Below are 21,375 nucleotides of genomic sequence, written 5' to 3'. Positions count from 1 at the left end.
GCCCCGCCGGAGCCCGGAGGGACTACGCCAGGCCGGGACCGCGTACGGGGATCGACGTGAACGTCGGCTGCGGTGCCGGGTCCTGGAAGAAGTCGTTGCCCTTGTCGTCGACGACGATGAACGCCGGGAAGTCCTCGACCTCGATCTTCCAGACGGCCTCCATGCCGAGCTCCTCGTACTCGACGACCTCGACCTTCTTGATGCAGTCCTGGGCGAGACGCGCCGCCGGACCGCCGATGGAGCCCAGGTAGAAGCCGCCGTGCTTCGCGCAGGCGTCCGTGACCTGCTTGCTGCGGTTGCCCTTGGCGAGCATCACCTTCGAGCCGCCCGCCGCCTGGAACTGCTCCACGTAGGAGTCCATCCGGCCGGCCGTCGTCGGGCCGAACGAGCCCGAGGCGTAGCCCTCGGGGGTCTTGGCCGGGCCGGCGTAGTACACCGGGTGGTCCTTCAGGTACTGCGGCATCTCCTCGCCCGCGTCCAGCCGCTCCTTGATCTTGGCGTGCGCGATGTCACGGGCGACGACCAGCGGGCCGGTCAGCGACAGCCGGGTCTTGACCGGGTACTTCGTCAGCTCGGCCAGGATCTGCTCCATCGGCTGGTTCAGGTCGATCCTCACGACGTCGCCCTCGTCGAGGTGCTCGTCCGTCGTGTCCGGCAGGAACCGCGCCGGATCCTTCTCCAGCTGCTCCAGGAAGACGCCCTCCGCCGTGATCTTGGCGAGCGCCTGCCGGTCGGCGGAGCAGGACACCGCGATCGCGACCGGGCAGGACGCGCCGTGCCGGGGCAGGCGGATCACCCGTACGTCGTGGCAGAAGTACTTGCCGCCGAACTGCGCGCCGATCCCGATCTTCTGCGTCAGCTCGAAGACCTTCTCCTCCAGCTCCGTGTCCCGGAACCCGTGCCCCAGCGGCGAGCCCTCGGTCGGCATGCCGTCCAGGTAGTGCGCGGAGGCGTACTTCGCGGTCTTCAGCGCGTACTCCGCGCTCGTACCGCCGACCACGATCGCCAGGTGGTAGGGCGGGCAGGCGGCCGTGCCCAGCGACCGGATCTTCTCCTCCAGGAACCTCATCATGGAGGCCTCGTTCAGGACGGCCTTCGTCTCCTGGTACAGGAACGACTTGTTGGCCGAGCCGCCGCCCTTGGCCATGAACAGGAACTTGTAGGCGCCGCCGTCGGTCGCGTACAGCTCGATCTGCGCCGGGAGGTTGGAGCCGGTGTTCTTCTCCTCCCACATGGTCAGCGGCGCCATCTGCGAGTAGCGCAGGTTCAGCTTCGTGTACGCGTCGTAGATGCCGTGCGAGAGGTGCTTCGCGTCCTCGCCCTCGGTGAGGACGTTCTGCCCCCGCTTGCCCATCACGATCGCCGTGCCCGTGTCCTGGCACATCGGCAGCACGCCCGCCGCCGCGATGTTCGCGTTCTTCAGCAGGTCCAGGGCGACGAACTTGTCGTTCGCGCTCGCCTCCGGGTCGTCGATGATGCGGCGCAGCTGCGCCAGGTGGGCCGGGCGCAGGTAGTGCTGGATGTCGTGGATGGCCTCCTCGGCCAGCTTGCGCAGCGCCTCCGGCTCGACCTTGAGGAACGTACGCCCGTCCGGCCCCTCGACCGTCGAGACACCCTCGGAGGTCACCAGCCGGTAGGGGGTGGTGTCCTCTCCCATGGGAAGCAGATCGGTGTACGCGAACTCAGGCATCGGGTTGCCATTCCTCACTCGACAGACGGCCGCTGGCCTCCATTGGACAGCGCCCACCAGCGTAGAACCTGTCTCCGACAGCGCCCCTGTGAGGTTGTCCTCAGCAGGGACTGGTCGCGATCTATCGCGTTTCGGTACGCTGCTGTCGTGGACCTTCACCAGCAGACCACGCCCGCCCCTTCCGACCTGCGCGCCTCGGACGCCGACCGCGACCGCGTCGCCGACATCCTGCGCGAGGCCCTGGCCGAGGGGCGGCTGACCGCGGACGAGCACGCCGAGCGCGTCGAGGGGGTGCTGAGCGCCAAGACGGTCGGCGAACTGGACGTCTTCATACGGGACCTGCCCGCCGCCCACCGGCCGCGCACCGCCCCGCCGCACGCACCGGCCCCGCACCGCCCCCCGGCCGGCGCGATCCCGCTCGACCCCGACGACAAGGTGGTCGCGGTCCTCAGCGCCGCCGTCCGCAAGGGCCGCTGGCGCGCCGGACGCCGCATCCACGCCTACGCGATCTTCGGCAGTGTCGAGATCGACCTCAGCGAGGCCCTCTTCGACCACCAGCAGGTCGTGATCAAGGCCGTCTCGGTCTTCGGCAACGTCGAGGTCCGCGTCCCGGAGAACGTCTCCCTGCGCGGCCTGGGCGGCGGCGTGCTCGGCAACTTCGAGGTCGACACCCGCGACGCGGACGACCCCGAGGCCCCAATCGTGTACGTCGACGGCTGGGCGGTCCTCGGCAACATCGAGGGGCGGCCCCGGCGCGGCAAGATCGTGGCCGACATCCTCGACCGGGTGCAGCGCAGCGTGGACCGGAGTCTGCGCAAGCACCTGGACCGTTGACGGTGGTGAAGCCGGCCGGGAACGGAGGGCGCCGCTCCAGGGTCGCCCGCGCCCAACTCCCCGCGTGGCCGGGCGAGATCAGCGGTCCGGAACTCAGTGCATAGGCGCGCGTACAGCGGGTAGGCCTTGCTGCATCGTCTCTCGCTCGCGAAGCCGTCGTCAGGAGTAGACCGTGCTGCAACCGCCGCATTCGTCCCTGCAGGTAGCTGCCGTTCCGGCCCAGCGGGTGCCAGCGCGAGACAGGGACCACGACGCCCCGTGGCACACCGAGGCGGTGTGCCGGCGCGACGAGGCCGGCCTGTTCTTCGCCCCCTCCAAAGAGCCCACCGCCGCCCGGCTGTCCCGCGAGGAGGCCGCGAAGCGGGTCTGTGCACGCTGTCCGGTGATGGTCGAGTGCCGCGAGCACGCGCTGCTCCAGCCCGAGCCCTACGGCGTCTGGGGCGGCCTGACCGCCGCCGAACGCCGCGTGGTGCTGGCCCGGCGCCGCCGCCGCGACCTGGAACTGAAGAAGGCCGCCCGCGCCACCAACCCCATAGCGGCGGCCGGTTAGCACCGCTCAGGGCGCCCCCTCCGCACCAGGGGGCGCCCGGCTGCTGCGGCTACTTCGCCCGGTCGAAGTCGATCGCGCTGTAGGCCCGCAGCTTGCTCAGCCGGTGCTCGGAGTCGATCCGCCGTACCGTGCCCGACCTCGACCGCATCACGATCGACGAGGTCGTCGCGGTCTCCGAGCGATAGCGGACCCCGCGCAGCAGCTCCCCGTCGGTGATGCCCGTGGCGGCGAAGAACACGTTGTCGCCGGAGACCAGGTCGTCGGTGGTCAGCACCCGGTCCAGGTCGTGCCCGGCGTCGATCGCCCGCTGCCGCTCCTCGTCGTCCTTGGGCCACAGCTTGCCCTGGATCGTCCCGCCCAGGCACTTCACCGCGCAGGCCGAGATGATGCCCTCGGGCGTGCCGCCGATGCCGAGCAGCAGGTCGATGCCCGTGCCCTCGCGCAGCGCCAGGATCGACCCGGCCACGTCGCCGTCCGAGATGAGCTTGATGCGGGCGCCGGTCTCCCGGACCTCCTTGATGATGCCCTCGTGCCGCGGACGGTCCAGGATGACGACGGTGACGTCCTCGGGCGTGGACCGCTTGGCCTTGGCGACCCGGCGGATGTTCACGGACACGGGTGCGTCGATGTCGACGAAGTCGGCCGCGTCCGGCCCCGTCACCAGCTTGTCCATGTAGAACACGGCCGACGGGTCGAACATCGAGCCGCGCTCGGCGGCGGCCAGCACGGCGATCGCGTTGGGCATGCCCTTGGCGGTCAGGGTGGTGCCGTCGATCGGGTCCACGGCGATGTCGCACTCGGGGCCGGTGCCGTCGCCGACCCGCTCCCCGTTGAACAGCATCGGGGCCTCGTCCTTCTCGCCCTCCCCGATGACGACGACGCCGTTCATGGAGACGGTCGAGACGAGGGTCCGCATGGCGCGCACCGCGGCACCGTCGGCGCCGTTCTTGTCCCCGCGCCCCACCCAGCGGCCCGCGGCCATCGCCGCGGCCTCGGTCACCCGGACCAGCTCCAGGGCGAGGTTGCGGTCGGGAGCCTCGGAGGGCACATCGAGTTCGGACGGCAAGTGATGATGCTCGGTCATCGGAGCGCACCTTTCTGTACGACGACGGCCGGATGAGGGCGTTGTCGCCCGACTCTATCGCCGGACAGGCAGAATGAGCAGGGGGCCCCACGGATGAGCGCGGCAGCGACCTGCGACGATAGGGGCGTGGCAGGCACGAACGGCAAGCAGAAGACGGCCCGGGACATGGTCCTCTCGATGGGGGTCATCGTCCTGGTGGGGCTCGTCATCTACCTCTTCATCCCGCACGACGACCGGGAGCCCGAGCTCAAGCGGGTCGACTACCGCGTCGAGCTGCTCACCGCGCGCCGCGCCGCGGCGTACCCGGTGGCCGCGCCCGAGGGCCTGCCGGACAGCTGGAAGGCGACCTCGGTCCGCTATCAGGGTGACGACTTCGACTCCTGGCACCTGGGTTTCCAGAGCCCGAAGAAGCAGTACGTCGGGATCGAGCAGTCCACCGAGAAGCCCGCCGCCTTCATCGACGAGGCGACCCAGGGCGCGGAGGCGACCGACGTCACCGAGCGGATCGACGGCCGCACCTGGAAGCGCTACGAGGGCGGCCGGTACGACGCGCTGGTGCTCCAGGGCACCAAGGGCTCGACCACGATCGTGACGGGCTCGGCGTCGTTCGCCGAGCTCACGCGGATGGCCCAGGCGCTGAAGCTGGAGTGAGCGTGTCCCGGCCGTGCCAAGGCCCCCGGCGGTGTGCCGGGGGCCTTCGTGTGCGCGCTGCTGCTCAGACGGTGGTGACGACCTGGTCGTAGGCCAGGCGCGGGGAGCGCGGGTACCAGGCGTCCGGGCCGGGCCTGCCGATGTTGACGACCATCAGCGGGGTGTGGTCGTCGTCGAGGAACTCCTTGCGGACGCCCTCGAAGTCGAACCCGGTCATCGGGCCGGCGGCCAGGCCCGCGGCGCGCACCCCGACGATGAAGTACGCGGCCTGGAGGGCGGCGTTGAACGCGGCGGCGTTCTCACGCGCCGGGCGCTCGGCGAAGAAGAGGTCCTTGGCCTGCGGGAAGGCCGGGAAGAGGTGCGGCAGCTCCTCGTGGAACTCGTTGTCCGCGGAGAGGATCGCGACCAGCGGGGCGGCGGCCGTCTTGGCCCGGTTGCCCTCGGCCATGTGCTGCACCAGGCGCTCGCGGGCCTCGGGGGAGCGGACCAGGGTGATGCGCAGCGGGGTCTGGTTGAACGCGGTCGGGCCGTACTTGACCAGGTCGTAGATGGCCTGCACCTGCTCGTCGGTCACGGGCTCGTCGGTGAAGGTGTTCGCGGTACGGGCCTCGCGGAACAGCAGGTCCTGGGCGGCTGGGTCAAGAACGAGGGACATGGGTGCACTTTCTGAAGACGTCGGTCCGGAAGATCGGCTGACGGCACGACCGTACGCCACAGAAGGTTCAACGTTCAACCAAACGGGGGGTGTGGTGATCCTCTTCACAGACCTCCGGTGGGCGCGCGCCCCGCTACCCGGCGTCCCCGGCCGTCTCGGCCGCCTCCGCCTCGGCCTCCTCGGCCAGCGCCGCGTCCAGCCGGGCCCGGGCCCCGTCCAGCCAGCGCCGGCACACCTTGGCCAGCTCCTCGCCCCGTTCCCACAGCGCCAGCGACTCCTCCAGCGTCGTACCGCCCGCCTCCAGCCGCCGTACGACCTCGATCAGCTCGTCCCGTGCCTGCTCGTACCCGAGCGCCTCGGCTGCGCCCGGGGTCTGCTCCACCTCGCTGGTCATCCACCCACCCTATGCGTCGACTCGTACCGTGAACTCGCCCTCCGAGACCCGCGCGCGCAGTGCCTCGCCGGGCTCCACCTCCTGCGGGGCGCGCACCGCGTGCCCGTCGGAGCGCTGCAGCACGGCGTAACCGCGCTTCAGGGTCGCGGCGGGGGACAGGGCCACCACGCGCGCGTGCGTGTGCGTCAGCTCCGAGTCCGCCCGGTCCAGCTGGTGCCGCAGACAGCGCCGGCCCCGCTCCAGCAGCGCCGTCACCTCCTCGGCCCGCTGGTCGATCATCCGGTGCGGATCCTGGATCGAGGGCCGGGCCAGCGCGTGGGCCAGCCCGCGCTCCTCCCGCTCGACCAGCGCCCGCACGCAGCGCCGCGCCCGGTCCCGCAGCGCCCGCACGCGCTCGTGCTCCTCGCCCACGTCCGGCACGACCTTCTTGGCCGCGTCGGTCGGCGTGGAGGCCCGCAGGTCCGCCACGTAGTCCAGCAGCGGATGGTCCGGCTCGTGCCCGATCGCGGACACCACGGGCGTACGGCAGGCCGCCACCGTCCGGATCAGCTGCTCGTCGGAGAACGGCAGCAGGTCCTCCACGCTGCCGCCGCCCCGCGCCACGATGATCACGTCCACGGCGTCGAGCTCGTCCAGCTCCTTCACCGCCTGCACGACCTGCGGCACGGCGTGCACGCCCTGCACGGCGACATTGCGCACCTCGAAGCGGACGGCGGGCCAGCGGTGCCGGGCGTTCTCCAGCACGTCCCGCTCGGCGGCGGAGGCCCGCCCGCACACCAGCCCGATCAGCTGCGGCAGGAACGGCAGCGGCTTCTTGCGCTCCGGCGCGAACAGCCCCTCCCGGGCCAGCGCCTTCTTCAGCTGCTCCAGCCGCGCCAGCAGCTCCCCGACCCCCACGGGCCGTATCTCGGCGGCCCGCAGCGACAGCTGCCCGCGCGGCGCGTACCACTCCGGCTTGGCCAGGACCACGACCCGCGCGCCCTCGCTCACCACGTCCGCGACCGCGTCGAACACCTGCCGGTAACAGGTCACGCTCACGGAGATGTCGTACGACGGGTCCCGCAGGGTCAGGAACACCACCCCGGCCCCCGGCCGCCGCGACAGCTGCGTGATCTGCCCCTCCACCCACACCGCTCCCAGCCGGTCGATCCACCCGCCGATGAGCCGCGAGACCTCGCCGACGGGCAGGGGGGTTTCGGGGGACGTGTTGACAGCCATGTCGCGAGGGTAACGGCCGGCACCGACAACGCCGCGCGCACCGGAACGGGGTGAACGCCTTGTGACCGCCCGCGGCCGCGATCTTCCGGCCCCCGGACCCGGCCTTACGATGGGACGCATGACCGCTTCGCCTGGCCGCCGTGTCCTGCTCGCCGCCCCCCGGGGCTACTGCGCGGGTGTGGACCGCGCCGTGATCGCCGTCGAGCAAGCCCTGGAGCAGTACGGGGCTCCCGTCTACGTCCGGCACGAGATCGTCCACAACAAGTACGTCGTGCAGACCCTGGAGAAGAAGGGCGCCGTCTTCGTCGAGCGCACGGAGGAGGTGCCGCCGGGCAACATCGTGATGTTCTCGGCGCACGGCGTGGCCCCCGTCGTCCACGAGGAGGCCAGGCGTGGCCGGCTCGCCACCATCGACGCCACCTGCCCGCTGGTCACCAAGGTCCACAAGGAGGCCGTCCGGTTCGCCAAGGAGGACTACGACATCCTCCTGATCGGGCACGAGGGCCACGAGGAGGTCATCGGCACCTCCGGCGAGGCCCCCGACCACATCCAGCTCGTCGACGGCCCGGGCGACGTCGACAAGGTCGAGGTGCGCGACCCGTCCAAGGTCGTCTGGCTGTCGCAGACCACCCTGTCCGTCGACGAGACCATGGAGACCGTCGACGCGCTGAAGGAGAAGTTCCCGCAGCTGATCTCCCCGCCCAGCGACGACATCTGCTACGCCACGCAGAACCGCCAGCTTGCGGTCAAGCAGATGGGCGCCGAGGCCGACCTGGTGATCGTGGTCGGCTCCCGCAACTCCTCCAACTCCAAGCGGCTCGTCGAGGTCGCCAAGCTCGCGGGCGCGCGTGCGGCGTACCTGGTGGACTTCGCCGACGAGATCGACGAGGCCTGGCTGGAGGGTGTCTCCACGGTCGGCGTCACCTCCGGCGCCTCCGTCCCCGAGGTCCTCGTCGAGCAGGTGCTGGAGTGGCTCGCCCGGCGCGGCTTCGAGGACGTGGAGATCGTCAAGGCGGCCGAGGAGTCCATCACCTTCTCCCTGCCGAAGGAGCTCCGCCGTGACCTGCGCGCGGAGGCGGCCGAGCTGGTGGCCCAGCGCGGCGGTGCCGGCGTCGGGGGCGGTGCCGGTGTGGCTGCCGGTACCGGTGCCGGTGAGGATTCCGGGGAGTAACCGGGAAGTGGCCCCCTGGGGGCCGTGACTGTCCGTCGTACGTCGTAACGTAAGGCCATGCAGATCTTCGGCGTGGACATCGGCGGATCCGGGATCAAGGGCGCCCCGGTCGATCTGGACCGGGGCGATCTGGCGCAGGAGCGTCACAAGGTGCTCACCCCGCACCCGGCCACGCCCGACGCGGTGGCCGACGGCGTGCGGCAGGTCGTCGAGCACTTCGGCTGGACCGGCCCGGTCGGCGTCACCTTCCCGGGCGTGGTCACCGGCGGCGCCACGATCCGTACGGCGGCCAATGTGGACAAGAGCTGGATCGACACCGACGCGCGCGTGCTGCTCGGCGAGCGGCTGGGCGGGCTGCCGGTGACGGTCGTCAACGACGCGGACGCGGCGGGCGTCGCCGAGATGAGTTTCGGCGCCGGCCGGGGCCGCAAGGGCACGGTCGTCGTCCTCACCTTCGGCACGGGCATCGGCAGCGCCGTCTTCACCGACGGCGTCCTGGTGCCCAACACCGAACTGGGCCACCTGGAGCTGGACGGGCACGACGCGGAGAAGCGCGCCGCCGCCAAGGCCCGGGAGGACGACGACCTGACCTGGCAGCACTGGGCGCAGCACCGGGTGCGGATCTACCTCGCCCACGTCGAGATGCTGTTCTCCCCGGAGCTGTTCGTCATCGGCGGCGGCGTCAGCCGCAAGGCCCACAAGTGGCTGCCCCACATCGAGGGCATCAAGGCGGAGATCGTCCCCGCCCAGCTGCAGAACAACGCGGGGATCGTCGGGGCGGCGATGCGGGCGGCGACCCGGAGCTAGGGTCTGTCGTTTGGATCATTCCGGCGTCGCGGGCTCTGGCACGCACATCTGCGGCGTTGTCGTCGGTTGGCGACGCTCCGCGTCGCCGCCCTCCTCCGCCTTGCAGCTGCACGCACCAGAGCCCGCTCGGGTCAGTGCGAAGGCGCCGCAGGCCGGGCCGGACTGATCCAAACGACAGACCCTAGCGGACCGGCCGGCCGGACACCCGGCGGCGCAGGAGCAGCCGGACCCGGCGGACCAGCACGATGAGCCCCGTGACCAGGGTGCCGCCGTACAGCCACCCGGCCTGGGTGGCCAGCGCGGTGACGAAACCCGTGAACCCGCCGCCGGTCGTCGCGTTGCCGTCGGACACCGGCCCCAGTCCGGCGGCGAAGGCGATCGGCACCACCACCGGCGCGGTCATGAGGTCCCTGGTGCGGATCCACACCGCCGTCAGCACGCACACGGGCAGGAACAGCACGCCGTACACCGTCAGGGACGCCCCGAACAGCAGCGCGTCCAGGCACCCCAGCAGGAACATCGCCGCCGCGCAGAACAGGCCGCCGCCCAGCCCGGTGAGCCGCGGGTTCGACATCCGCCGTACCGCCGGAGCCGGGGCGGGCCGCCGTACCGCCGCCGGACGGCGCTGGACTCCGCCCCGGGCCCCCGCTCCGGGCGGCCGGGCGGGGCCGGGGACAGCACCCCGCGCTTCCCGCCCGGCCTGTCCGGGCAGCGGCGGCCTGGGCCTGTCGCGTCGCGGTCCGTGCTGTGCGGGTCGCGTCCTGTGTTGCTCCACTGGACCAACTTAGGTCGGTTAATGTGCCGAATAGGCCGTCTGACACGCCGGGACCCCTCTCGGCCAGGCGTTCGATACGCCGCCCGGGTCCGGACCGGGCACGCCGTAGACTGGTGGATCGGCCCGCGCGGCCCAGCCGGCTCGCCCCGTCGGCCGCGCCCCACCCACCGTCCTCTCCTCACGTACGGGAAGTCGCAACGTGTCGCTCACGATCGGAATCGTCGGTCTGCCGAATGTCGGCAAGTCGACCCTGTTCAACGCCCTGACCAAGAACGACGTGCTGGCGGCCAACTACCCGTTCGCCACGATCGAGCCCAACGTCGGCGTGGTCGGTGTCCCCGACCCCCGCCTGGCGAAGCTGGCGGAGATCTTCAAGTCGGAGCGGATCCTCCCGGCGACCGTCGACTTCGTCGACATCGCGGGCATCGTGCGGGGCGCCTCCGAGGGCGAGGGATTGGGCAACAAGTTCCTCGCGAACATCCGTGAGTCCGACGCGATCTGCCAGGTGATCCGCGCCTTCAAGGACGAGAACGTCGTGCACGTCGACGGCAAGGTCTCGCCCAAGGACGACATCGAGACGATCAACACCGAGCTGATCCTGGCCGACCTGCAGACCATCGAGAAGGTGCTGCCGCGCCTGCAGAAGGAGTCGCGGATCAAGAAGGACGTCGCGCCCAAGGTCAAGGCGGTCGAGGAGGCCAAGGAGATCCTGGAGAAGGGCGACACGCTCTTCGCGCACGGCATCGTCCAGGGCAGCGAGCGCGCCGAGCTCCTGCACGACCTGCACCTGCTCACCACCAAGCCGTTCCTGTACGTCTTCAACGTCGACGAGGACGAGCTGGTCGACGAGGAGTTCAAGAACGAGCAGCGCGCGCTGGTCGCCCCCGCCGAGGCGATCTTCCTCAACGCCAAGCTGGAGGCCGACCTCGCCGAGCTGTCCGACGAGGAGGCCCTCGAACTCCTGGAGTCCGTCGGCCAGCACGAGCCCGGCCTCGCCACCCTGGCCCGCGTCGGCTTCGCCACCCTCGGCCTGCAGACCTACCTGACGGCCGGCCCCAAGGAATCCCGCGCCTGGACCATCAAGAAGGGCGCCACGGCCCCCGAGGCCGCCGGTGTCATCCACACCGACTTCCAGAAGGGCTTCATCAAGGCGGAGGTCATCTCCTTCGACGACCTGGTGGAGGCGGGGTCGGTGGCCGAGGCCCGGGCGAAGGGGAAGGCGCGTATGGAGGGCAAGGACTATGTGATGCAGGACGGGGACGTGGTGGAGTTCCGGTTCAACGTCTAGCGGGTGTGCTCCAGCACCTCTTCGGTGACGTGACAACATGCAGGTCACATGGGGTCTGGCCCTTCGGGGTCAGGCCCCTGGATTTTTGCCGTGCTGGATTCGTGCCGGGAAGGATGAGGGCGCCGGCCTGAGCCGCCGCGCGCGGGGTCCTTACGGCGCGGACGCGCAGCCTCGCGTGCCGTGCACCGGTCGCCGAGAAAACTGCGTCGGGCGGCAACCTTCTCGTCCGCTGCGGCAACCGGGAGCCGGAAGGGCGAGTCGAACTACCGGATGGGCGGGCATGGGGGCGACGAAGCACGCCGCGCCGCAACCGTGGCGCAGGCGCGGACCGGTCACGGCACCGCCGTGCAGCCGGACGTGGCGCAGCCGGCCGGCGTCGGGTTCGCCCGGCATTGACCAGCCCGCCGGTCTGCCTTCACCGCCCCGTAACCGAGCACGAGCGGCGTTCGTGTCCCGGGCCGGGCACTGTTAGGCTGCGCCCCCGTTGTTGTTGAACGCGCAACTAACGCGCACTTCATGGCTAGGAGAGGGCGACCGGGGGATGGTCCTCGATGACGCGTCCGCGGAGTTCCACGAATTCTTCGAACGCCACTATGCCGAGCTCGCCCGTCTGGCACACCTGCTGACCGGCGAGACCGACGCGGCGGACGACCTCGCGGCGGATGCCCTGGTCGCCCTGTGGCAGCGCTGGGACCGGTTGCGGCAGGCCGACCACCCGCTCGCCTACGCCCGCGGTGTGGTGGCCAACCTGGCGCGGGGCCGAATCCGCAGCACGGTGCGGGAGCGACGTCGGATCACGCTGTTCTGGTCCCGCAGCCCCGAGAAGGTGGAGGGGCCGGACATGGCGGCCGTGCTGGACGTCCGCGCGGCGCTCGCCCGGCTGCCGTTCCGCAAGCGCGCCTGCGTGGTGCTGCGGCACGCCCTCGACCTGTCGGAGAAGGAGACGGCGGCGGCACTGGGCATATCGGTCGGAACGGTGAAGAGCCAGACCTCTAAGGGAATGGCCCAGCTGGAAAAGCTACTGGGCGCACACGCGGCCGGGGACCTGGTGCCAGGGAGGAGGAACCGGTGAACGAGGACATCGACCGTCGGCTGCGCGAGGCCGCCGAGGCCCACCGGCCCGACCGCGCGCGGATGCTGGCCCGGGTGGAACGCGGCATGGCCGGTCCCGCCGTCCGTCACCGCGCGCGACCGTTCGCGAGGTCCGGGACCAGGGTCGCCCTCGCCGGGCTCGCCGCCGGCGGCATCCTGACGACCGGCGGCCTCGCCGTCGCCGCCATCGTCGCGACCCCGCCGCCGTCGCCCACCGTGACCACGCCTGCCACCCCGTCCCCGACCGTCAGCTCCCCGCCCCCCACATCGGCCCGCCCCACCCCTATCGCGCCGCCCCCGGTCACCACCCCGGGCAGCTCGCACCCGACCCCGCCGGCCACCAGTCCCTCGCCGACCGGCGCCGAGAACCAGAACGGGCCGCTGTGGTCGGCCGGCTCGCTGGATGCGAAGAGCACCGTCTACTGGACGCAGAGCAACCTCGTCCTCAAGACGACCCAGCCGCTCACCTCGCTCACGGTCGAGATCCGGATCGTGCAGACCGGCGGGGCGAAGAACACCGGCACCTGGCAGACCCGGCCGAACGGTGACTTCACCGTCACCGTCCAGGAGGCCGGTGGCGCGCTGGTCTACCGCTGGGTCCTCAAGCCGGGCCTGACCGTGCCGGCCGGGAGCCATGAGTTCGCCGCGCAGTTCAACAACGGCCCCGGCGTGCGCAGTGCCGCGGGCGACGGCTACCACGTCGACGCACAGGGCTCGGGCGGCTCCGCGTCGGTCCGGGGAGGGTTCGTCCCGGCCCGGTGAACGCCGCTGTACGGCAGGGCGACGGCAGCGGCCGTGAGAATGCTTCCCACGGGCAGGGCAACCATCGTGTGCGCGGCGGCAACTGACAGGCATCCGGGGCGGCCGGATCAAGGCCCGCTGTGCCAGAAGGACATGCCGTTGTCAGATCAGAACCGTTCTCATCGCCGCCGTCCGGCGACCCGCCGCGTGATCGCCGCCGCCGCGGTTCTCGCCGCCGCGGGTGCCGCCGTACCACTGGTCGCCCTGGCCGCACGCACGCCTGAGGCCGCCGCACCGGCCACGGCCGCCGACGCGGCGGCCGGCAGCGGCCGTTACTTCGGCACGGCAGTGGCCGCGGGCAAGCTCGGCGACTCCAGGTACTCCGCCGTTCTCGACCGGGAATTCAAGATGATCACCCCGGAGAACGAGATGAAGTGGGACGCCGTCGAGCCCTCCCGCGGGTCGTTCACCTTCGCTGCCGCCGACTCGATCGTCCGCCACGCCTCGGCGCACGGCCAGCGCCTGCGCGGCCACACGCTGGTGTGGCACTCCCAACTGCCCGGCTGGGTCAAGTCCATCACCGACGCGGGCACCCTGCGCACGGTGATGAAGAACCACATCACCCAGGAGATGACCCACTACAAGGGCAAGATCTACGCCTGGGACGTGGTCAACGAGGCCTTCGCCGACGGCTCCAGCGGCCGGCACCGCAGCTCCGTGTTCCAGGACGTGCTGGGCGACGGTTTCATCGAAGAGGCGTTCCGCACCGCCCGGACCGCCGACCCCGCCGCCAAGCTCTGCTACAACGACTACAACATCGAAAACTGGTCCGACGCCAAGACCCAGGGCGTCTACAAGATGGTCAAGGACTTCAAGTCCCGCGGTGTGCCCATCGACTGCGTCGGTTTGCAGAGCCACTTCGCATCCAGCGGTCCGCCGGCGAGCTTCCAGACCACCCTGTCCCACTTCGCCGCGCTCGGCGTGGACGTGCAGATCACCGAGCTCGACATCGCCGAGGCGTCCCCCACCGCCTACTCCAACGCCGTCAAGGCCTGCGTGAACGTCGCTCGCTGCACGGGCATCACCGTGTGGGGCATCCGCGACAGCGACTCCTGGCGCACCGGTGAGAGCGCGCTGCTGTTCGACGCGGGCGGCAACAAGAAGCCCGCCTACAGCGCGGTGCTCACCGCCCTGGGCGGCTCCGGCAGCGGCGACAGCGGCGGCACGCAGGCCGGGGGCATCACCTCCGGCACCGTCTACACGCTCTCCAACGCGGCCGCGGGACGTGTTCTCGACGAGCCCGCGGGACAGAACGCCAACGGCACCCCGCTGCAGGTGTGGGACGCCAGCGGCGCCTCCAACCAGCAGTGGCGGGCGGGCCGCAACAGCGACGGCTCCTACACCCTGACCAACGTCGCCAGCGGCCGGGTACTGGACGAGCCGGCCAACCGGACGGCCAACGGGACGAGACTGACGGTCTGGGACGCCAACGGCGGCGCCCACCAGCACTGGAAGGCCCACCGCAACAGCGACGGCTCCTACACCCTGACCAACGTCGCCAGCGGCCGGGCGCTGGAGATCCCCGGCGGCCGGACCGCCAACGGCACTCCCGTCCAGATCTGGGACACCAACGGCGGCGGCGCCAACCAGCGCTGGACCTTCCAGCCGGCCGCGGCCGCGAAGAGCAACACGTGTGCTCTTCCGTCGACGTACCGGTGGACCTCGACGGGTCCGCTGGCGCAGCCGGCGAACGGGTGGGCCTCGCTGAAGGACTTCACCACCGCGACCTACCACGGCAAGCACCTGGTCTACGGGTCGAACTACTCGGGATCGGCCTACGGCTCGATGGCGTTCAGCCCCTTCACGAACTGGTCGGACATGGCGTCGGCCCGCCAGACCGGCATGAACCAGAAGGCGGTGGCGCCCACGCTGTTCTACTTCGCGCCCAAGAAGATCTGGGTGCTGGCGTACCAGTGGGGTCCGTGGCCCTTCAGCTACCGCATCTCCAGCGACCCCACCGACCCTAACGGCTGGTCCGCACCGCAGCCGCTGTTCACCGGCAGCATCCCCCGCACCGACTCCCGCACCGGTCCGATCGACCAGACCCTGATCGCCGACGACAAGAACATGTACCTGTTCTTCGCCGGTGACAACGGCAAGATCTACAAGTCGACCATGCCGATCGGGAACTTCCCCGGCAGCTTCGGCTCGTCGTACACGACCGTCATGAGCGACACGGAGAGGAACCTCTTCGAGGCACCGCAGGTCTACAAGGTCCAGGGCCAGAACCAGTACCTCATGATCGTCGAGGCTCGCGGGGCGAGCGAGCGGCGCTACTTCCGCTCCTTCACCGCCACCAGCCTGAACGGTCCGTGGACCCCGCAGGCCGCCACCGAGTCCAACCCCTTCGCCGGCAAGGCCAACAGCGGCGCCACCTGGACCAACGACATCAGCCACGGCGACCTGGTCCGCACCAACCCCGACCAGACCATGACCATCGACCCCTGCAACCTGCAGTTCCTCTACCAAGGCAAGTCCCCCAACGTCCCACCGGACACCTCCTACGACAAGCTGCCGTACCGCCCCGGCATCCTCACTCTGAAGCGCTGACCCGCCTGACGGAGAAGTCCCCGGCCCGACGAAGATGACGAAAGGCGCCCCCATCGAAGAGATGGGGGCGCCTTTCGTCGGCTTTCACCTACGTGAGTGCCGCATCGCTACTTGAGCGGTGTACCGCCCGAGTTGTGATAGGCGATCGTCTTGTTGATCAGGTTTCCGCCGTCGGACTCGACCGTGGTCTGTTCGTCCTGCCCCGGACCGAAGAACAGGCCGGCGATGTGGGCGTCCGCGACCTGGTCCATGTGGGCGAAGAGCCAGTCCACCTTGTCGTCCTTGTAATGGTTGCGGGTGTTGTTCTGCGCCATGTTGCCCACGGGGATCTGCCACAGGACCGTCGGCTTGCCGAAGGCCTCGGACATCGTCTTGTAGAACTTCAGCGCGGCGGTGGCCTTCTGGTCGGTCCAGAAGGTGTCACGGCCGCCGTGGGCCGGCTGTGCGTACCAGCCCGCGTCGCGGTCCGACACATCCCTGACCAGGAAGTCGGCGTTCTTCGCCCCGAGGCTCGTGTAGTCCTTGACGCACGCCGGTGTGTTGGTCTCCCAGTCGAAGCAGGAAACGTGCAACCCCACGGCGGTGTTCGGCGCGTACTTGTGCGCCATCGAGATCAGGCACTGGACGAGTCCGGCGGCGCTGTTTTCCTGCGTCCCGCAGTCCGTCGGATTCGAGCTCTTGACCTGTGCGGGAACCTGGTGCGGATCGCCGAGCGAGCGGACGTAGCCCCAGAAGTCGGGCTCGAGGTCGATCGCGTCGTGCGACGTGCCGATCTTCTGGAGGAAGAAGCGGTAGTCGTTCAGGTACCGGGTGAGCAGGTCGGTCCGGTTGATGGCCTTGACCTCGCCCGGACCGTCGCCCTCGCCTGCCGCATCCCCGAGGTCGCGCAGCGAGTACCAGGTCCAGAGCATCTTCTGCGGACGCTGGCTGCCCTTGTACGTCGCCTTGGACGCCACGTCGTCCCGCCAGGTCACGTAAGTGCCGGGCGCCGTGGTGCTGCCGTTCCAGCAGCCCCACCAGCTCGACCACGCGTCCTTGCACTTCGCTGCCGTGTAGTAGTCCGACGAGGGCGCGGGCTGGCTGTGCACATAGGCGTAGCGCGCGTCGAACGGCGCGGCGGTCGCCGAGGCGTCGGACATCGAGCCGCCGATGATCACCTTGTCACTGCCCATGAACCGCTTCGCCGAGCTGCCGCCACCACCCGCGGGCGACGAAGGCGAAGACGAAGACGACGACGGCGACGGACGCGTGTCGCCCGGAGTCGGGCTTGCGGGAGCGCCGCTGCCCGGCGCGGTGGGCGTACCGGCGCCGCCGACACTCCCGGCCGGCACGAGTTTCCACTGCTGATCGGCGCCGCCCCGGTCGCGGTTCTGGACGACGCCGCTCCCGTCGGCCTTGGCGGCGTTGCGGACACCGACGGCCATGCCACTGAAGCGATTGACCAGACGCACGTAGCCGTTGGACGACTTGGCCAGTTTGAACTGCTGGTTGGCGGCGTTCAGGTCTTTCCACTGCACGATGGCGGAGCCGGCGGCCTTCGACCAGCCGAGGTCGTCCAGTACCTTGCCGGAGGCCCGGTTCTTCAGCCGGTAGTACCCGTCACCCGCGTCGATGAACCGCCACTGCTGGTTGGCCCCGCCGTGGCGCGCCCACTGCACCACCGCCGCGCCGTCGTTCGTGGCGGAGCCGCGGTCGTCCAGCACCTTGCCGCTGTTGCGGTTGACCAGCACGTACCACTTCTTCAGGTCCAGGGTTTTCTGGTCCGCCGAAGCCTGGCTGACCACGACGGCCGAGCCGGCCACGATCACCATGGCGAGACCTCCCCAGAGGCCCCGACGCGCGAGCAGCCGACGACCACGATGCTTCGGACGGCCACCGCGCGCGCCGCCGTCGTCGGCACGGTGGCCACCGCCGCGGGACGCCACCGATGACGTGGGCGGACCGGGGACATGTCTGCGCTCTGGTTCCAGGGACATGCCTGTGCTCTCTTTCAACTGTTGCAGGTGACCGGACCACTTGGCCGGACACCACTGAGTGGTCAGAGAGGCGGAAAAGGTTGCCGCGAAGATCCACGGAAACGGCGTGGAGAAAAGCGGCCCGGTGAGCGCGAGGTTGTGCAGGTGGGCGACCAAGCATGGCGTGGTGGACACCGTCGCCAGGAGGTCGGCCACGAGGAGGCCAGCGACGACGACCGCGCACCACGGGTAGATGCGCAGGAGACGGCCGGTCCAGAACGTCCGCACACAACCCCGGCGTTCCAGCGACGCGGGGATGATATAGCCGCTGACCAGGAAGAACACCATGATGCCGTAGCGGCTGGTGTGGAACTCCGGCATCAGCTCCCGTCGGAACTCCGCCATGAAGGAGTACGACGAGTGGTCGAAGACCACGACCAGCGCCGCGATGAACCGGACGCGGCTGACGGGGGCGTCGCGCGGGGGGGGGGGGGGGGAGAAAGAACGTCTTACCCGTTCTCACGCGCGGCCTTTCACCAGTGTTCAGCCTGGCTCTCACCTACTGTGCGCCTCACCCGCCCCCACTGTCGGTGCGCGATGGCACCATGCCCTGAGCACGGTGAGGAAGGGCGGGGCGGGATGGGGCGTGCCGAGCGGGAGGCGGTTCGGCGGGGGGCGCGGCTGGCGCAGGCCGCCGGGCAGGTCGCCGAAGACTACGAGCGGGCCGTCGGGGAGGTGCGCGAGGCGCTGCGGCCGCTGCACGACGGGCTGGCCGAGGAGGAACTCGCCCGTATCCCCGTCGCGCGGCTGCGGGAGGTCACCGAGGGGCGGCTGCGGCTGGGGGAGTTGGAGAAGGGCGGCTTCCGGACCGTGCGGGACGTGCTGGAGGCCGGGCCGTACCGGCTGCGGCAGACGCCCGGGGTCGGGCAGCGCACCGCGGAGCAGACGGTCGCCGCGGCCCGGCAGATCGCCGATGCCGTCCGGGAGTCCGTCGCCGTACGGATCGACGTGGACCACCCCGAGCCGCGCAGCACCGCGCTGGTCCGCGCCCTGCACGTGCTGGCGGAAGCCGGGCCCGCGGCGCGACGCGCGGCCGAGGCGGGGGCGGCGCTGGCGGCGCGTCTCCAGCCGCTGCTGGCCGACGCCCGGCCCGCCACCGGGCGATGGCGGATGCTGCTCGCCGGCCGTCAGGGGCGCACGCGGGCACCGGAGGCCGTCGCGGAACTGCGGCGGCTGACCGAGGAGGCCGCACAGGAAGGCCTGCCGGAGCAGTTCGCGCAGGCCTCCGTCGACCTGCTGCGCCGTCCCGACAGCGACCTGGCCGCCTGGGTCGACTTCGAGCTGCGCTCGGCCGAGTACTACAGCCTCCTCGCGGAGATCTCCGGGCGCGGGCCGGACACCGCGGCAGCCGAGGGGCATCTGCCCGACGAGGTGGCCGGGCGGGTACGGGAGCAGCGACTGGACGACCGGCACTGCCGGGTCTCACTGCGCGGCTACCAGGCGTTCGGCGCCCGCTTCGCCCTCGCCCAGCGCCGGGTGCTCATCGGCGACGAGATGGGCCTCGGCAAGACCGTGCAGGCCATCGCCGCCCTCGCGCACCTCGCGGCCGAGGGGCGGAGCCACTTCATGGTCGTGTGCCCGGCGAGCGTACTGATCAACTGGACCCGGGAGATCGAGACCCGCAGCGCCCTGCGGGCCATGCCGCTGCACGGGCCGGACCGGCAGGAGGCGTTCGCCGACTGGAAGGGCCGGGGCGGCGTCGCGGTCACCACCTTCGACGCGCTGCGCGGCTTCCCCACGCCCGGCGGCGGCGACATCGGCATGCTCGTCGTCGACGAGGCGCACTACGTGAAGAACCCGCGCACCCGGCGGGCCGAGGCGGTGACCGCCTGGGCCGAAGGCTGCGACAGGGTCCTGTTCCTGACCGGTACGCCGATGGAGAACCGGGTCGCGGAGTTCCGCAACCTGGTGCGGATCCTGCGGCCGGACTTCGCCGACTCGGTCGACGACCAGGACTCGGTGGCCGGCTCCAAGGCGTTCCGCAAGGCGGTCGCGCCGGTCTACCTGCGCCGCAACCAGCAGGACGTGCTCACCGAACTGCCCGTGCTGCAGCACACCGACGAGTGGGAGGAACTGAGCGCGGCGGACGAGGAGGCGTACCGGGAGGCCGTACGGTCCGGCAACTTCATGGCGATGCGCCGCGCGGCCTACGCACGGCCACGGCAGTCGGCGAAGCTCCAGCGGCTGCGGGAACTGGTCGCCGAGGCCGCCGAGAACCGGCTGAAGGTGGTGGTCTTCTCCGCTTTCCGCGATGTTCTCGGCGTCGTGCGGGAGGCGTTGGACGCCGGGACCGGGCAGGTCGTCGGGCCGATCACCGGCAGTGTGCCGCCGGGGCGCCGGCAGCAGATCGTGGACGAGTTCTCCGCCGCGTCCGGTCACGCGGTGCTGCTCTCCCAGATCGAGGCCGGCGGGGTCGGACTCAACATGCAGGCCGCGTCCGTCGTCATCCTCTGCGAGCCGCAGCTCAAGCCCACCGTCGAGCACCAGGCCGTGGCCCGGGCCCACCGCATGGGACAGGTCCGCCCGGTCCAGGTGCACCGGCTGCTCGCGACCGGAGGCGTGGACGAGCGCATGGTACGGATGCTGGAGAACAAGACGCGCCTGTTCGACGCCTACGCGCGGCGCAGCGCGGTTGCCGAGTCGACCCCGGACGCGGTCGACGTCTCGGACGTCGCCCTGGCCCGGCGCATCGTGGAGGAGGAACAGGCGCGGCTGGGGGTGGCGGACGCCGGCGTCGACGTGGAGGTGTGAGTCCCGGTGCCGCGTGGGCGGTGTCCGTGGGGAGTCGCGGTGCCTCGGTGCCGGGGGACAGCTGCCGGCGACGTCACTTCGCCGCCGCCACCTCCCGGCACGCCCGGGCGTATCCCCGTACCAGTTCCCGCCCTCCGTCCTCCCGCCGCCAGGCCAGCACGTAGCGGCTGGGCGTCACGCCCCGCACGGGGCGTGCGGTCACCCCGCCCAGGGTGAGCAGCGGGACGTTGCCCTGCGCCACCAGGCACACGCCGAGCCCGGCGACCAGGGCCTCGTACGTCTCCTCCGTGCTCGCGATCTCCGCGCCGATGCGGGGAGGGCGGCCGCCACGGGCGTCCAGGGCGAGCCAGTAGTCGCGCAGCGGGCCCGTGCTCTCGGGCAGGGCGAGGAACGGCTCGTCGAGCAGGTCCGTGAAGTCGATCTCGGCGCGGCCGGCCAGGGGGTGGGTGTCCGGGAGGGCGAGAAGCAGCGGTTCCTCGGCGAGGACCGTCCAGGCGAAGCGCTCCTGGCCGGGCAGGGGCAGCCAGACGAAGGCCACGTCCGAGCTGCCGTCGGCGAGGCCGGCGGTCGGGTCCTGCCAGTTCACCTGCCGCAGCCGGACGGCCGTCCCCGGATACGCGGCCGTGAAGCGGGAGCGGATCGCCGGGAGCAGTCCGCCGCGGCCCGGGCTGGTGCTCATGCCCACCACCAGCGTGCTGCGCTGCGCCGCTCGGGCCGACTCCACCGCCGCCGCCCCCTGGGCCCACGCGGCCAGAACCCGCCGGGCGTGCGGCAGCAGGGCCGTGCCGGCCTCGGTGAGGAAAACGCCCCGCCGGTCGCGCCGGAACAGCTCGACACCCAACTGCCGTTCCAGCGCCCGTACTTGTTTGCTGAGCGCGGGCTGGGAGACGTACAGGCGCTCGGCCGCGCGGGTGAAGTGCAGTTCCTCGGCCACCGCCACGAAGTAGCGCAGGTCTCGTACATGGACGTCGGCTGTCATGACCATCGGTTATCACGGGAGATCTTGGACGGCCAACTCACCTATGCCACAGGCTGGTTGGCGTGAACCG

The 21,375-nt window shown here is 71.0% G+C and carries 18 protein-coding genes and 1 pseudogene; 10 read left to right on the top strand and 9 right to left on the bottom strand.

Annotation, left to right across the window (positions count from 1 at the left end):
- Positions 1–22: 22 nt before the first annotated feature.
- A complete protein-coding gene (locus AB0K80_RS06040; RefSeq protein WP_365666271.1) occupies positions 23–1,690 on the bottom strand; it encodes a fumarate hydratase in 1,668 nt (555 codons plus the stop codon).
- 147 nt (positions 1,691–1,837) lie between these two features.
- On the opposite strand from AB0K80_RS06040, the gene AB0K80_RS06035 reads away from it, so the two are divergent.
- Both AB0K80_RS06035 and AB0K80_RS06030 read left to right on the top strand, forming a co-directional pair.
- A complete protein-coding gene (locus tag AB0K80_RS06035; RefSeq protein ID WP_365666269.1) occupies positions 1,838–2,524 on the top strand; it encodes a DUF1707 domain-containing protein in 687 nt (228 codons plus the stop codon).
- A 172-nt stretch (positions 2,525–2,696) separates the two neighbouring features.
- Complete coding sequence (locus tag AB0K80_RS06030; protein ID WP_365666267.1) at positions 2,697–3,074, top strand: WhiB family transcriptional regulator; 378 nt, start codon at positions 2,697–2,699, stop codon at positions 3,072–3,074.
- Between the two features lie 49 nt (positions 3,075–3,123).
- Here the strand turns inward: AB0K80_RS06030 and glpX are convergent, their stop codons facing one another.
- Positions 3,124–4,158, bottom strand: coding sequence for a class II fructose-bisphosphatase (gene glpX / locus AB0K80_RS06025; RefSeq protein ID WP_365666265.1), 1,035 nt, complete (start codon positions 4,156–4,158; stop codon positions 3,124–3,126).
- 126 nt (positions 4,159–4,284) lie between these two features.
- On the opposite strand from glpX, the gene AB0K80_RS06020 reads away from it, so the two are divergent.
- Positions 4,285–4,809, top strand: coding sequence for a DUF4245 domain-containing protein (locus AB0K80_RS06020; protein WP_365666263.1), 525 nt, complete (start codon positions 4,285–4,287; stop codon positions 4,807–4,809).
- A gap of 64 nt (positions 4,810–4,873) precedes the next feature.
- Here AB0K80_RS06020 and AB0K80_RS06015 read toward each other — a convergent pair whose 3' ends face one another.
- The 3 genes from AB0K80_RS06015 to xseA all read right to left on the bottom strand — a co-directional run bounded on the left by AB0K80_RS06015 (position 4,874) and on the right by xseA (position 7,076).
- Positions 4,874–5,464, bottom strand: a complete 591-nt coding sequence (locus tag AB0K80_RS06015) for a malonic semialdehyde reductase (RefSeq protein WP_365666261.1) — start codon at positions 5,462–5,464, stop codon at positions 4,874–4,876.
- 133 nt (positions 5,465–5,597) lie between these two features.
- The gene (locus tag AB0K80_RS06010; RefSeq protein WP_365666259.1) at positions 5,598–5,858 is read right to left on the bottom strand and encodes an exodeoxyribonuclease VII small subunit; all 261 of its coding nucleotides are present in this window, start codon (positions 5,856–5,858) and stop codon (positions 5,598–5,600) included.
- A 9-nt stretch (positions 5,859–5,867) separates the two neighbouring features.
- On the bottom strand, positions 5,868–7,076 hold the full coding sequence (gene xseA / locus AB0K80_RS06005) for an exodeoxyribonuclease VII large subunit (RefSeq protein ID WP_365666257.1): 1,209 nt from the start codon (positions 7,074–7,076) through the stop codon (positions 5,868–5,870).
- A gap of 109 nt (positions 7,077–7,185) precedes the next feature.
- Here xseA and AB0K80_RS06000 point away from each other — a divergent pair, with 109 nt between their 5' ends.
- Positions 7,186–8,247: a 4-hydroxy-3-methylbut-2-enyl diphosphate reductase gene (locus tag AB0K80_RS06000; protein WP_365666255.1), complete on the top strand. Its 1,062-nt coding sequence runs from the start codon at positions 7,186–7,188 to the stop codon at positions 8,245–8,247.
- 57 nt (positions 8,248–8,304) lie between these two features.
- On the top strand, positions 8,305–9,054 hold the full coding sequence (gene ppgK, locus AB0K80_RS05995) for a polyphosphate--glucose phosphotransferase (protein WP_365666253.1): 750 nt from the start codon (positions 8,305–8,307) through the stop codon (positions 9,052–9,054).
- Positions 9,055–9,235: 181 nt separating this feature from the next.
- Here the strand turns inward: ppgK and AB0K80_RS05990 are convergent, their stop codons facing one another.
- A complete protein-coding gene (locus AB0K80_RS05990; protein ID WP_365666251.1) occupies positions 9,236–9,829 on the bottom strand; it encodes a DUF6542 domain-containing protein in 594 nt (197 codons plus the stop codon).
- 199 nt (positions 9,830–10,028) lie between these two features.
- On the opposite strand from AB0K80_RS05990, the gene ychF reads away from it, so the two are divergent.
- From ychF to AB0K80_RS05970, 4 genes are all read left to right on the top strand, one after another.
- Complete coding sequence (ychF, locus tag AB0K80_RS05985; RefSeq protein WP_365666249.1) at positions 10,029–11,117, top strand: redox-regulated ATPase YchF; 1,089 nt, start codon at positions 10,029–10,031, stop codon at positions 11,115–11,117.
- 541 nt (positions 11,118–11,658) lie between these two features.
- The gene (locus AB0K80_RS05980) at positions 11,659–12,189 is read left to right on the top strand and encodes a SigE family RNA polymerase sigma factor (RefSeq protein ID WP_365666247.1); all 531 of its coding nucleotides are present in this window, start codon (positions 11,659–11,661) and stop codon (positions 12,187–12,189) included.
- A complete protein-coding gene (locus AB0K80_RS05975; RefSeq protein WP_365666245.1) occupies positions 12,186–12,971 on the top strand; it encodes a hypothetical protein in 786 nt (261 codons plus the stop codon). Before AB0K80_RS05980 ends, AB0K80_RS05975 begins: the two co-directional genes overlap by 4 nt.
- Positions 12,972–13,103: 132 nt before the next feature.
- Positions 13,104–15,560, top strand: coding sequence for a non-reducing end alpha-L-arabinofuranosidase family hydrolase (locus AB0K80_RS05970; protein WP_365666243.1), 2,457 nt, complete (start codon positions 13,104–13,106; stop codon positions 15,558–15,560).
- Between the two features lie 107 nt (positions 15,561–15,667).
- Here the strand turns inward: AB0K80_RS05970 and AB0K80_RS05965 are convergent, their stop codons facing one another.
- Positions 15,668–17,371, bottom strand: a complete 1,704-nt coding sequence (locus AB0K80_RS05965; RefSeq protein ID WP_365666601.1) for an RICIN domain-containing protein — start codon at positions 17,369–17,371, stop codon at positions 15,668–15,670.
- A 372-nt stretch (positions 17,372–17,743) separates the two neighbouring features.
- Positions 17,744–17,920: pseudogene (locus AB0K80_RS05960) on the bottom strand (acyltransferase); the annotation flags it as partial.
- A 234-nt stretch (positions 17,921–18,154) separates the two neighbouring features.
- On the opposite strand from AB0K80_RS05960, the gene AB0K80_RS05955 reads away from it, so the two are divergent.
- The gene (locus tag AB0K80_RS05955; protein ID WP_365666241.1) at positions 18,155–20,326 is read left to right on the top strand and encodes an SNF2-related protein; all 2,172 of its coding nucleotides are present in this window, start codon (positions 18,155–18,157) and stop codon (positions 20,324–20,326) included.
- A 73-nt stretch (positions 20,327–20,399) separates the two neighbouring features.
- Here the strand turns inward: AB0K80_RS05955 and AB0K80_RS05950 are convergent, their stop codons facing one another.
- On the bottom strand, positions 20,400–21,305 hold the full coding sequence (locus AB0K80_RS05950) for a LysR family transcriptional regulator (RefSeq protein WP_365666239.1): 906 nt from the start codon (positions 21,303–21,305) through the stop codon (positions 20,400–20,402).
- Between the last annotated feature and the right edge of the window lie 70 nt (positions 21,306–21,375).

The organism is Streptomyces sp. NPDC052682, assembly GCF_040678435.1.
Classification (GTDB): domain Bacteria; phylum Actinomycetota; class Actinomycetes; order Streptomycetales; family Streptomycetaceae; genus Streptomyces.
Note: the sequence above shows the minus strand (reverse complement) of the source record. Positions and strands in the feature narration are given on the sequence as shown.